This is a genomic window from Bacteroides muris (ex Fokt et al. 2023), assembly GCF_024704895.1.
In the GTDB taxonomy this organism is placed as follows: Bacteria; Bacteroidota; Bacteroidia; order Bacteroidales; family Bacteroidaceae; genus Bacteroides; species Bacteroides muris.
Genome location: NZ_JAMZEE010000001.1, coordinates 56,966 through 71,191, shown reverse-complemented (window position 1 = coordinate 71,191; position 14,226 = coordinate 56,966). Strand labels below are relative to the sequence as shown.

Annotated in this window: 6 protein-coding genes; 1 reads left to right on the top strand and 5 read right to left on the bottom strand. The window is 46.5% G+C overall.

Annotated features, from left to right (window positions below; translation table 11 throughout):
- Positions 1-110: 110 nt before the first annotated feature.
- From M1B78_RS00195 to M1B78_RS00175, 5 genes are all read right to left on the bottom strand, one after another.
- A complete protein-coding gene (locus M1B78_RS00195; protein ID WP_257939565.1) occupies positions 111-2,753 on the bottom strand; it encodes a family 43 glycosylhydrolase in 2,643 nt (880 codons plus the stop codon).
- Between the two features lie 84 nt (positions 2,754-2,837).
- On the bottom strand, positions 2,838-4,415 hold the full coding sequence (locus M1B78_RS00190; RefSeq protein WP_176468627.1) for a RagB/SusD family nutrient uptake outer membrane protein: 1,578 nt from the start codon (positions 4,413-4,415) through the stop codon (positions 2,838-2,840).
- 22 nt (positions 4,416-4,437) lie between these two features.
- Positions 4,438-7,449: a SusC/RagA family TonB-linked outer membrane protein gene (locus M1B78_RS00185; protein WP_257939564.1), complete on the bottom strand. Its 3,012-nt coding sequence runs from the start codon at positions 7,447-7,449 to the stop codon at positions 4,438-4,440.
- Positions 7,450-7,751: 302 nt separating this feature from the next.
- Positions 7,752-11,705 carry a hybrid sensor histidine kinase/response regulator transcription factor gene (locus M1B78_RS00180; RefSeq protein WP_257939563.1) on the bottom strand — a complete coding sequence of 1,318 codons (3,954 nt, stop codon included), beginning with the start codon at positions 11,703-11,705 and terminating at the stop codon, positions 7,752-7,754.
- A gap of 86 nt (positions 11,706-11,791) precedes the next feature.
- Positions 11,792-13,609, bottom strand: a complete 1,818-nt coding sequence (locus tag M1B78_RS00175; protein WP_257939562.1) for a glycoside hydrolase family 2 protein — start codon at positions 13,607-13,609, stop codon at positions 11,792-11,794.
- Between the two features lie 390 nt (positions 13,610-13,999).
- On the opposite strand from M1B78_RS00175, the gene M1B78_RS00170 reads away from it, so the two are divergent.
- Positions 14,000-14,185, top strand: coding sequence for a hypothetical protein (locus M1B78_RS00170; RefSeq protein ID WP_257939561.1), 186 nt, complete (start codon positions 14,000-14,002; stop codon positions 14,183-14,185).
- Positions 14,186-14,226: the final 41 nt, after the last annotated feature.

The following is a 14,226-nucleotide window of genomic DNA, read 5'->3' as shown; positions in this document are numbered from 1 at the left end:
TACTGAATCACCCCCAGTCCATCGCACTGATTCACAAGGAAATACAAACGCCGGTTTCTATATACATTTTTCATTACATATATACGGAACGGCACATCCCACGATTGCGTCTAATCGCGCCTCTGCCCTACATGATAATACAACGTACCACTATAAACCGGAGAGCCGCCCTCCGAACAGAATCCGATGCGGGATGCAGGGTAGCGTATATCCAAAGCTCCCAGCTCCCTGCCGTCGACAAACAGATACAGCTTGTCTGCACGACGCACGGCACGGAAATTATAGGATTCCTTCCACAATTCATGTACACCTATCTTATAGATATGGCGTTCCAAATCCTCCGCCTCCTTGTTGATGAAGCGGATGCCTTCTGCCTTTACCGGAGTAAAGGTACAATAATTATATGCAGGATGTTCTGCTATCCCCCTATCTTTGTTTTCTATCGGATGCCATTCGCCGCCATTCAGGTATTCTATGTCGAACTTGCCGAACATGTCATCCGCAAATTCGGATTTATTGCCTGCTTCGTGACGATTCAGGTAAAGTGTATCCAACCATGCAGGTGCGGCAAAACGATAACCTTTCTCAATGAAGTCGGTATACTTCACATCCGGATAGAGCGTTTGCAGGCATCCCAACGGGAATTCCTTCTTCCAGGCAGTTTTCCCTTTCTTCACGGCTGTCACCTCAAGCATACGGGTGATGCCATCGAACTGAGCCTTCACATAGTTATCCTTATCCACATAAACCGGATAGCTTCCTGCCTTGTCTTGTCCGGACAAGCCGGACAACTGGAAGCTGAATTCATAATCGTTCAAGAAATCGCCCTTCACCAACTCCTCATTCCCCGAAAGCTGGAAATGCACATCATCGAAGCCGATGGTATAGGTAGCCCCTTCGAACAAGGCAGACTTTGTCTCGTCAAATACTCCGGGAACACCCGCTTCTTCCGCCGGAAGAGCCTCTGCAAAGACATGTCTCCCCGGTGTGGGAATCTCATCCAGCCAAATCTTCAGACAGCCGCCATTACGCTCAATGCGCAGATGATGGTACACACCCCAACGGAAATCTTCAGGCAGGGCATAGGATTCCTTATTTTCTTTACCGCCGACAAGTGTACGCAGGTACCAACTCCGGTTCCCGGCATCCAAACCTACATAGGCACAGTTATCTGCATCCTTCCACCAGGCAATGACGCCGGCTCCACCCTCGGTCTTGACTCCCGTCTCGAACAAGTAATCCACGGACGGCTGTACTTGTTGCAACACACCGAACGAAGCTGCCTCGCCTTTGCCTGCAAAGGTAGGCATCGAAGGTTCGGGATGATAACCTGCCGTGCGGGGGCCGGTGATACCATCCACAAACAACGTCTTGTCGAAGAACTGGACACGGTTGATATATTGCCCGCGGTGCTCATCGTTCTTGTTTGCCATATAAATCAGCCACCATTCAAATCCGTTGGGGCCTCTCAGGATATTGGGCTGGCCGGGAGTCATCAGAATATCGTCGGCAATGCCGTCTTTCATATCGAACAGAGAAACGTCGAAGAATTGCGAACGTCCCTTGTTTGTTTCTACGGCAAGCAGATTCGTGCCTTCCTTCAAAGCAGCACGCAGCTTCTTGTCCAGGTTCACGATACAATAATCACGCCCCTGCTTCTCGTAGACAAGTGTTCCGTTCAGATAAATCCGGGTATCTCCGTCGTGAGCGACACGCAGTGCCAGATTGCCGGTTTCGCTGCCGGCAGAGAAAGTCTTTCGCAACCATAGGGAGGGCGTATCCCACAAGGTGCCCAGATGCCGGGTTGTGGAACCTTTCACTTCACGCGACGAAAAGCCGGTCTCCCCCCTTGCCCAGCCGGAGTCATCGTAGGTCACTTTTGTCCAGTCGCCCTCCGGCTTGCTCTCCGTATAAGCAAACAACGGCTCATACGTGCGGCCATACCGCAATAAATCCACTTGCTTCTCCTCCAGTTGCGTCTGATTGCAGCCTACAACCGGATAGCTATATTTATTACCATTTTGAAAACCTAAAGGAGAGTCTGCCTCGGCAACTCCCAACTGATAATTGCCCCACTCCGTAGAGGTGTGGTTGGCATTGTACATCATATAGTAGCGGTCTCTATACTTCATGACCCACGGTCCCTCCGCTACTCTGTTATCCATCGTTTCCCATGTATCCGGCAATGAGGCGAACTGGCACACCGGTTCGCCGGCAAATTCTGCCGGGTTCTTCATTTTACGTCCCCATATGGTATTTCCATCAGTAAAACGTACCATATACATGTATAGTTGTCCATCATCATCTCTGAATATTTTGGGGTCGATACGGTTATCCATCCATGTCTTCTTGTTCGGTTCTGTATAAGCGCCCAAGACATCTTTGCTCTGCGCATGTACAATGTGAACGGCATGCTTGTCCTGCCCCCAATAATTGACTGACCAGTACAAATGAAAATCACCGTTCAGATAGAACATGTCATTGGCATGAATCTGGTCATCTCCGGCTCCGCTGCCTCTGGTCCAGTCATTGTCCATGGATACGACATGGATAGGTTTCCCCCAATGAACCAGGTCATCGGATACATAGAAATCCCCGTTTGTACAGACCCCGCCAATATAATATTTGCCGTTATATTTCATTACGCCGGCATCCGCCACTCCCGGAAGTACCGGATTCTGGATGTTCTGCGCAAACAAGCTGCCGCAGCAGGCAAAAGCGAATGGTAATAGTAGTTTTTTACAGACAAGCATATGGTATAAGATTTAAGAAAGAAAAGGCTATGCCGGAAGCATCCTGAACGAGAACAGGCTTCCAGGCATAGCCTTCTTTAGTTATTAATAGTTCGGATTCTGAGTAAGATGTGCAACACCACCTACTGTGCTGTTTTCCACCTCATCTCTTGGAATAGGCAGACGTCTGTGCTTGCCGACAATAAAGTTATCAAAGTCTTTGTCACGAGCTTTCAGTTCATCAATTCCAGCCTGGGAATCAAGCAATCCCCAGCGCTTCAAGTCGGCCCAACGCCAACCTTCGAAACAGAGTTCCAAAGTACGTTCCATCTGCAGACGCTTGATAAAGGCATCTTTAGAGCTCAAGCAATCTTTCCACTGACTGTCTTTCAACTTGGCCAGACCGGCACGTTCTCTCACCTTGTCCACATAAACAGCAGCATCGGCAGGATTAGTTCCCGTTTCAACAAGACATTCTGCGTAGTTCATCAGGATATCTGCGTAACGCATGATACGATAGTTGTTACGGGCAAAATAATCTTCTGCACTACGATAGTACGAAGTATTGTATTTACGGATATAGCAGTCTTCCGGATCAGTTCCCCAACCGTCATTCCAATCGGCATTTTCAAATCTATAGTAACTTTTCGGCTGGTCGGGGAAGTCTTGCGAAAATCCACGATAAAGGATGCTGCCGTACAAGCGCAAGTCATTCTTTCCATCCACACGTTTCTCTTTCAAGAACTCGTCTACCAACCAGCGGCGTGCCTTACCATCTCCCCAACCTATACCACTTGGAGCATAGAACTGAGTACGCTGGAAACCGAATGCCATACTGGCATCATTACCCGTACCACCCTTGTTCTGGTCATCGAACTGAATCTCAAAGATACCTTCCTTGTTGTTCTCGTTCAAGTCAGTGAAATTATCTTCACGATTGGCGATAAGACCGTATAAAGAGCCCTCTTTATCAATCAACCATTGCAATTGTTCCTTTGCCTTGTCATACTTATGCTGTTGCATATAGGCCTTGCCCAACAATGCCTTGGCAGCACCTTTGGTAGCACGTCCCAGATTGGCAGCATCCCAAGATTCCGGCAGATACTGCATGGCAAAAGTCAAATCTTTCTCTACCTGGTCCCATATTTCCTGCTCGGAAGCATCTTCCGGTATATAAGAATCATCTTTAGGCTCCAACGGCATAGTTCCTTTGTCCCACAACAGATTTACCTGAAAATACCACAATGCACGCAAGAAAGAAGCTTGTGCCAGTACCTGGTTTTTCGTCGTCTCATCCATTTCGATAGAAGGAACATGAGCCAACACCTGATTACAACGGAAAATACCTACATAGAAATGTTCCCAATGTATGTTGTTGCCTTCATAAAAATTATAGTTATTATAGAGAAAACGTGTCCAGTCGCCCAATTCAATCCAAGGAGAAGAACTCCATCCTTCGTCCGAAGTCAAATCATAGCGGAAAGAAAGCCAACGCATCCAAGTGCCTTCCTTATAGAAGAAGCTATAACAAGCATTGACACCGGCTGTCGCATCTTCCGGCTTATTCCAATAAGTATCATTAGTTGCTTCATTGGGATTATCAATATCCAATAAACTCGAACTGCATCCGGTGCACAAGGTCAAGGCACCTGCAAGCATTAATCCATAATATATCTTTTTCATAATTTATAAGCTGATTTATAAGTTAAAAGGTCAAATCCAATCCAAACATTACCGAACGGGTATTAGGATATGCAAAACTGTCCGTACCACTGTTCCAAACGGAATTCGCGCCCTTGAAGTCAGGATCCAAGCCGGAATATCCGGTGATAGTAATCAAATTGCTACCGGTAGCAAACAGACGGAGTTTCTCAACACCCAGGTTGGTCAGCCACTTCTGCTTGAAGTTATAACCGATAGAAATGTTCTTCATGCGGAAATAAGAGCCATTCTCCAAGAAACGGTCGGCATCACGGGAGTTACGGAAATCACCGTAAATGATACGCGGGGTATTGGAGTTAGGATTTACCTGGTAAGGTTCTTCACCCTTTTCAAAGCGAATATAGTTAGAGTTGTCTGCAAACAGACGTCCTTGCCAGCGGGATACGTTGTATATCTTATTGCCGAACTGACCATTCCACATCATACTGAAATCGAAGTTCTTCCACTCTGCATTGAATACCAATGACATTTGCATCTTGGCCCAGGGACTACCGCAATAATCACGGTCGGCATCAGTAATCTCTCCATCATCATTCAAGTCAAGGTATTTCACATCTCCCAATTGAGGACGCTTTCCCTCAATCATAATGGGGGTACCCGTAGATGTCACATAATTATCAATCTGCTCTTGTGTCTTGAAGATACCGTCTGTTTTTCTCAAATAAAATTCAGCCAAAGATCTGCCCGGTTTAGTTCTTGCCTGACCAGAATCAATATAATCTCTATTAGTACCATCACGACCCAAGCTCAATACTTCGTTATCCATAGTAGTCACATTCAGCAAAGCGCTATACCTAAAGTCCGAAATCTGATCTTTCCAACCAAGTGTAAACTCGAAGCCCTTGTTGCGCAAGCTGGCAGCATTTTTCCATGGAGAACCTCCTTGGTTACCGGTAGAAATGGCAATCGGAGTCTCTGCCAATACATCACTGGTCTTTGAGTTGTAATACTCTGCGCTGACAGTCAAGCGCTGGTTAAGGAAACTGGCATCAAAGCCTACATTCACCGTTTCTTTCGTTTCCCAAACAAGACCTGCATTCGCAAGTTTCACCTGAGTAGAACCCGGAACAATAGCACCTCCGAATACAGTTACAATACTCTGATTGATAGTTCCAATATAATCCCAATCGCCAATGGAAGAGTTACCAAGACGGCCCCAGTTACCTCTAATCTTCAAATCATTAATCCAAGGTACATCAAAGAATTCCTCTTTTGAAATTCTCCAGGCACCGGAGAATGATGGGAAATTACCCCAACGATTCTCCTTAGCCAGACGGGAAGTTCCGTCACGACGGAAGGTGGCGGTCAAATAGTATTTATCATCATAAATGTAGTTCGCACGTCCCAAATAAGAAATCATCGCATTTTCACTGATGCTGTTTGTATTCTGCTGGTTGCTCTGTCCGGCATTCAATACGGTCAGGTAATCACCGTTACCCAACATCGGGAAGTTCAGACGGGAAGCCCACAAACCTTCCCACTCATGGTGCTGGTAAGTAGTACCGACTACAGCATCCACATGATGCTTGCCAAAATCCTTATTAAAGTTCAAAGTATGTTCAACCAGCATATTGTAAGTATTGTCACGTGCCTTCTGGCTTTCCGGGTCACGGTGTTCCTGGTTCTGAGTCCAGTTACCTTCTCCACGGAACCATGAATTCTCATAAAAGTAAAGGTCAATACCACCATTGAATTTATAGGAAAGGAATTCGAAAGGCTTGAATTCCAGCCATAAAGAACCATTCAAACGATTCTGACGGAAATGACGATATTCCAAATCTTCACGAGCAATCGGGTTCACACCAAAAGTATTGTATTTGGCAGCATCACCATAGCCATATCCACCTGGATTATTCTCATCATAGATAGGAATGGTAGGCATCATACGCAAAAAGTCATTGTAGGTATTTGTCTGGTTCGGGTCTGTGTTTGTGAGTGAATAAGCCAAGTTTTCACCAAAAGAGAACCAGCCCTTTTTACCTTGTGTATTGACACGAAAGCTATAACGGTCGAAAGTATTTCCATAAGAAACACCGTCATTGTTATAGTAACCGGCTGATACAAAATAACTACCGGAGTCGCCGCCACCGGAGAGTGATACGTTGTAGTCCTGCACCAATGCGGTCTTCAACACTTCATCCTGCCAGTTGGTGTCATACTGTGAGTGTTTCTGAGTGCTGTTTACAGTAGCAATGCCATCTTTGATAGCTTCATTATAGGCAATATCATTATACTTGATATATTCTGCCGCATTCATCAAATCAAATTTCGGGCTCCACTCCAATGTTTCCTTTACGCTTACATTCACTTTCATGGGACCTTTCGTACCTTTCTTGGTAGTAACGATAATCACACCATTGGCAGCACGCGAACCGTAAATGGCAGCAGCAGAAGCATCCTTCAAAATTTGAATAGATTCCGCATCGGCCGGATTGAAGTCAACGCCCGGATTGGTAATCATTCCATCGATGACCCACAACGGAGAGTTGTTGCTCAACGAGCCTACACCACGAATCTGAATATCGGCATCCTCGCCTGCACGCCCACTGCTGCGAACATTGACACCGGTTGCCAAGCCCTGCATCTGGCTCGCCAGTGTCCCTGCAGCGCTTTTCTTCATTTCCTTGGTATCAACAACGGCAACCGCTCCAGTCAAGTCGGATTTCTTCACAGTCTGATAACCGATGACAACCACTTCTTCCAGTGCTTTCGAATCATCTTTCATCACCACGCGCAAGGCAGTTCCCTTATAGACAACTTCCTGCGTAAGCATACCGATATAAGAGAAAACGAGTGTACTTCCTTTCTTTCCACTCACTGAGAAATTACCATCAATATCGGTAATGGCACCCGTGGTAGTACCCTTCACCAATACATTCACGCCCACCAAAGGCTCACTATTTGCATCCGTCACCGTTCCCGTTATGGTCACATCTTGTGAATAAGCGGTAGCTGCAAACACAACAAAGAATAAGAATAAGATTTTCTTGATCATTTTTTATAGAATTAGATTTTAAAACTATGCGAAAACTAACGTCCGCCTTTTAAATACACCGCAGAAAGTGATTAGTCACTTCTGCCAATCATAGAACATTGATTAGGATTTGTTACGTCATAGGCATAGGGGTCATAGTATTATGATACTGTTGATTTTCGGATGCAAATATATCCGCATAAAGCTAAAATTAATGCAAATATTGCTTCAATCTATGCAATTATAAATCCAATCAAATGCCCCTGAGATGTCTCTCAGGGGCATTTGATTGGATTGTTATATTTAGCAAGCATTCCATGCTATCATTTCACGAAGTCTTTGGGCAGAATGCCGAATTGCTTCTGAAAGCACTTGGTAAAATAGGAAGGAGTATTGAAGCCGGTCATATAGCAAACCTCATTGATTTTACACTCCCCCTCCTTCAAAAGCTGCGCCGCTTTCTTCAGTCGTTCCAAGCGGATGTAGTCATTGGGAGTCATATCCAATATGCCCTTTATCTTCCGATTCAGGCTCGAACGGCTCATGTTCAGCAGGCTTGCCATATCATCCAGACAGAAATCCGGATTCTGCATATTGGCAACCACCACTTCCTTCAATGTTTTAAGGAAAGACTCATCTGCCTTTGTCATTGCCATACTGCCCGTCTGCACAAAAGGAGAATTGACAAAAGAAGCCCGTAGCTTCTCACGGTTATTCAGCAGATTGGCCACACAAACTTTCAGGTATTCCACGGAGAAAGGTTTCTCTATATATACGTCAGCCCCCAGCTTCATTCCCTCTATCTTGGCTTGAAGGGTCGTCTTCGCCGTAAGCAGGACAATCGGTATATGGCTACAATCAAGCTCGGACTTCAGATGCTCGCACAACTCCAGTCCGTCCATCTCGGGCATCATTATGTCTGAAATGACAAGATTTACGGTATGCTCTTTCAACACTTTCAAAGCTTCCACTCCGTTCATGGCAGTCAGCACACGATATTCCGAAGAGAACTGTTTTACAACAAATGCCTGCATCTCCGGGCTGTCTTCCACCACCAAAAGGGTATACCGGTGCTGTTCCAAGGCAGTACCTGCACCACTTTCCTCGGAGGGTTCCCCGCACGTTACCGGTTCTTTATGCTCTACGACCACCGTCTGCTCGTGCCTTAGTGGAAGTGACAGCAAGAAACAGTTGTTCTCCATCGAATCTTCCATGCACAACGTACCCTCATGGAACTCGGCCAATGAACGGGCAAGCGCAAGCCCGATACCGGTGCCGGGCACAGAGCGCAACGTACCGGTTTTATACTGGATGAACGGCTTGAAAATCTCCTCGCGCATCTCTGCCGGAATGACAAGGCCGTCATTGCATACGGAAAGCAGCAGTCTTTCACCTTCCGAATATAACCTGATGCGTATATAGGTCTCCGAATACTTTATCGCATTGGTCAGCAAATTGCTGATAATCTTGGTAAGCCCTTCCCTGTCAACCGAAGCATACAAGCTTTCGGGAGTCTCTATACTCAATGCCAGCCCCCTTTCACGTGCCAGGGGATTGAAGCGCTTATACGTCTTCTGCAAGAGCTCAGACACGTCACATTCCACAAAATTCAATTGGAAACCTTGTGTCTCTGTCTTCCGGAAGTCCAGCAACTGATTCACCAGATCGAGCAGCCGGTTGGTGTTCAACTCCATGGTCTCCAAATCATCCCTGATGTCATCCGAAACAGACTGGGAAGCCAGTACATTCTCAAGCGGGCTCTTTATCAGTGTAAGCGGAGTACGTATCTCGTGTGCTACATTCGTAAAGAAGTCTATCTTTGCAGTATACAACTCCCGCTCCTTTTCCCGCTCAAACTTGTCCATAGCCTGCTGGTGCTTCTGCCGGGTCCGTTTTCTGAAATAGATAACTATGCCAACCAGCGAACACAGCACCAATACCGCATAACCGACATACGCCCAAGTGGAAAGATAGAAAGGAGGACGGATATGGATGTCGAGCACACGTTCCGCCACGTTCCACTTGCCATCGCTATTGGAACCTTTTATACGCAATGTATAGCTTCCGTATGGAAGGTTTGAATAGTTGATGATAGAATTCCGTCCTACCGTATACCAGTCGCGGTCAAAGCCTTCCAGCTTACATTCAAGACCATTCATTTCGGGTGCCTGGTAACTCAGGGCCGCAACCTGGAAAGAGAAGGAATTCTGGTCGGCATCCAATTCTAACTCATCCGCATAGGTGATGCTCTTCTCCAAAGGAGAATCCGGACTGTCCACCGAAAGCCGTTTGTTGAACAGATAAAAATCTGTAATCACTACGGGAGGGAGAAAAGTGTTCTCCACAAAAGTTTCCGGGTCAAAGGCTATGAATCCGTTGATACTACCTAAATAGATGCGCCCCTTCTTGTCAATGTAACCGGACTGGAAATTGAACTGGTTGCTCAGCAGCCCGTTTGCCGTGGTATAGACATGTTTGCTCTCCGTATCGGGATTGAAGCAGACCAGGCCATAATTGGAAGTAATCCATAAGTTTCCCCGCTTGTCCTCGACCATCTTGTAGATGGTATTGCTCGGAAAACCTTTCGACATGTCATAACGGGTAAAGTTGTCCGTTTCCCGATTGTAGCGGCAAAAGCCCTCACCCAGCGTCGTGAACCACAAACGCTTCTTACTGTCTTCGTAGATACTGATAACCTTATTGTAGGAAAGAGAGGTCGAATCGTTCTCATTAGACAGATAGTTCCTCCACTGCCGACTTCTTACATTGTAGCAGAACACTCCATTAGAGAACGTGGCAAACCACAGATTCCCGTTGAAGTCCTCCAGAATGTCGTAAGTAAACAGATTCTTCAACTGAGGAATCCGGACAAAGTCGTCTGTGGAACGATTGTACTTCAACAGACCGGATGTAGTGCCTATCCACACGTCTCCCGTAGTAGTCCTGCAAATGGTGAAGGCGTCATTGGCGGCCATGGAATTCTCACTCTCACCCTTGGCATAATGTCTCACCTGCCCGGTAGGAAGATTCACCCGGTTCAAGCCACCGGAGAACGTACCTACCCACAAATCATCCCCGTCCAGGCAAAGGCCATGGATATTCTGATAAATGCCCGGATGCTCAAAGGGCACTATCTTTCCGTTTTCCGGATTGTAATTGAACAAGCCTTTGTCTTCGGTGCCTATCCACAAGGTGCCGTCATTGCTTTCACAGATTTCCCGTACACGACGGCCGAAATGCCTGAGATTGTCTCTCGGATAGAACTTCTCGAAATAAGTCCATTGATAAGGACAATAGTTCACTCCACCAAAATAAGACCCTATCCACATACCGTTCTCCTTGTCGCAGCAGAGCGAATAAATGGCTTTGTCCGACAATGCATACGAATCATCCTGGTCGGGAACGGTCAAATGGGTAATCTTGTCATTCGTCAGATTGTAAATATACAAACCGGACTCCGCACCCACCCATAGCTCGTCGTCAGATTTGAACTGCAAAGTCCTCACATAGGTGTCCAGCAGCTTCCGCGTCTTGCCTGTAGTCTGGTTTATCTCTGTCAACCCGTTCAGCGAAGCGATATATACGCAGTTATGGGGTCCGCTGACCTGCCAGTTGATAATGTCGTTCTTGAAAATCTCATTTCCTTCCGCATCCTTGAAAGGCTGCAGAGGAGTCTCAAAATCAGCTTTCGTATAGTAAAGATTATCCGCATACAAAGCCAGCCAACAAGTATTCCCATTCAGCCAGAAGCGGGTGACGTTGGGCAGTCCCGAATCATGCAGACGGTTCAGAAGTTTCCCTTCATCCAGTCTATAGCAGAACAGCCCTTGGTTTTCTACCGATATCCAGATATTGTCGTCCTCGTCACTTCCAATCATGGTGACAAAATCCCTGATAACACTGCCGTTATCACTGGCCTCATCGAAAGCGGTAAAGAAATCCAGTACGGGATTGTAAATAAAGACTCCTCCATCGGTACCAATCCAGATATTGCCCCGGCAGTCTTCATAGAGCGCAGTTATGAAGTTCTTTCCTAAACCGGAATTCTCCTTCTTGTAGACACGGAAAGACAATCCGTCATAACGGTTCAGACCGTCCTTGGTCCCAAACCACATAAAGCCTTTTCTATCCTGCAAAATCTGATACACGGTGTTCTGCGAAAGACCGTTCCGGATATCCATCGTTCTGAAATAGTAATGAACGGCATCCTGCGCACAGACCGGTAACACCGCTCCCATACACAAACAAAGGAAAAGCTTTATAATCAATCGTTTCATAACAACAATATGCTTTAAGCCCAACAACAATGATGAGTGACCGGCAATTTACGCCAATCACTCATCATTATGAAATTATTGCCCGGTTATTTTTTCAACGCATTGCAAATACGCGTATTTATCTCCTTCACACGCTTCTCATCCAGCTTTATCACCTTGCGGTCGTAAGTCATCAGACCGTTCACTTCCACTTCCACATCCGTGGTCTGCGTGTAGACGGCTGCCGAGAAACCTTTTTTCACCATCCGATACAGCATATCGGCATATTTCACGTACTCATCAGTCACTTCTCTGGAAGAGTTGAACTGAACATATCCCCAATTGCGGTTCGGTTCCCAGATATGGTCTTTCAAGACAAGGCCGATGCCACCATACTCACCCAAAACCGTGGCACGCTGTGCATCATACAGATACATTTCCGGTTGGGGATAGTTGTGGAGATCGAGCATGTCACCGCAAGTATAATGGTTACCGCCGCTTGCCGGATTCACCAGACGGGTCGGGTCATATTGCTTTGTCCATTCGGCTATCTCTACCGTCTTGAACTGTCCCCAAGCTTCGTTGAACGGCACCCATGTGCCGATGCACGGATAAGAGTAGAGACAATCCATGATTTCTTTCCATTCCTTGCGGTAGATTGCTTCCGACTCGACAGAGCGTTTCAGTTCCGTTCCGTCGAAGTACTTACGGTTCTGCCATTCCGGATTACGGTCACCGCTCGGCATATCCTGCCATACGATGATACCCAAACGGTCACAATGTGTGTACCAACGTGCCGGTTCCACCTTGATATGCTTGCGAATCATATTGAAACCGAAATCTTTCGTCTTCTGTACATCATACAGCAAAGCCTCGTCTGTGGGAGCTGTATACAGTCCGTCGGGCCACCAACCCTGGTCCAGCGGTCCAAACTGGAACAAAGCCTCGTTATTCAGTTCCAGGCGTACGATACCATCCGCGTCACGACGGGTGGAGTACTTACGCATGGCAGCATAGCTATCCACTTTGTCCACTACCTTGCCTCCGCTTTTCAGCGTCACTTTCAGTGTATAGAGGAAGGGAGAATCCGGACTCCACAACTTGGCATTCCCGGGCATAGCCACCTCCACCGGCTCTGCATTGATACTTTTGCCGGTAGCTACCAGTTGACTGCCGTCATACACATTCACTTCCAGAAGGTCTGATGGACATCCGGCATTCAGTTCAGCTTTCACCGTCAGCATGTTACGGTCAATATCGGGAGTGATACGGAGGTTCTCGATATGCTTTCCGGCAACCGGCTCCATCCATACCGTCTGCCAGATACCGCTTACCGGAGTGTACCAGATACCTTCCGGATTGTTGACTTGCTTTCCACGGGGTTGAGGTCCCTTGTCCGTCGGGTCCCAAACCTTTACAACCAACTGATTGGCACCTTTGGCGGAAAGGGCGGCAGTAATGTCGAAGGAGAACGGGGTAAATCCACCCGTATGGCTGCCTACTTTCACATCATTCACCCACACGTCCGTTTTCCAGTCGACAGCGCCAAAGTGCAGCAGTACTTGTTTTCCTTTCCAGGAGGAAGGAACTTCAAAACTGCGCTGGTAGACCAGTTCCTGATTTTGATTGATTCTTTTTCCGACTCCGGACAAGGAGGATTCGATGGCGAAAGGAACAAGTATCTGTCCTTCAAACTCTGCCGGAAGATGCTCACCTTTATTTATAACGGCATAATTCCACAGTCCGTTCAAGTTCTTCCAGTCACTCCGTTCCATGATGGGACGAGGATATTCGGGCAACACATTCGCGGGATTAATCTGGGATGCCCAGTCCGTTTTGATTTTATCACCTGCCGGCTTCCATTGTGCCGAGCTTCCGATTGCAAACAACGTCAAGAATGACGATATGAGGAAAAGTCTTCTCATTGTATTATAACTTTTTATTGGTTTCTACGAAAGCAAAGATAAGCCGATTCTGAAAAAAAGAATAGAAATTTCGAGCCAATAAATGCCACATTTATCCCTTCTGACGCTTAAAACTTCCGGATTATCCTAAATTTGCAGGTTCCTGCACCGAACAGCCTATCTATCTTTTCCGCCATTCCCGCGAATCCGACGTCGACGTCAGAACAACATTTAAATCGGAATTGTCAATAAAGAATTGGCAGCTATTCTTTAATAGCATTCAAGTCACGGAACAACTTAATATATTTCGGCCAAAAGTAACAGAGAGACAATATTAAAGCCAATACCAAGGTCGTTATGCATAGATAAAAAGCGAGTGAACTAATGGTATTCAAATTATAGAGAAAGAGAGTGAAGAAGACTGCCAAGGCGATACCCGACACTACTTCTCCCGAAAGCGCGTATATTTTGATGGATGTTGTTTCGGAGAACAATTTGGCTGGTGTAATCACTACAGGCAGGGACAACGGAAAGCTGTTTGTTCTTCATCCACTCAAAATTTATGTATCACTGATTAAAAGGCAAACAAAGGAATGAATTGCTACGGAGTAACACGCTTGCGGACGTGACAACGAGGA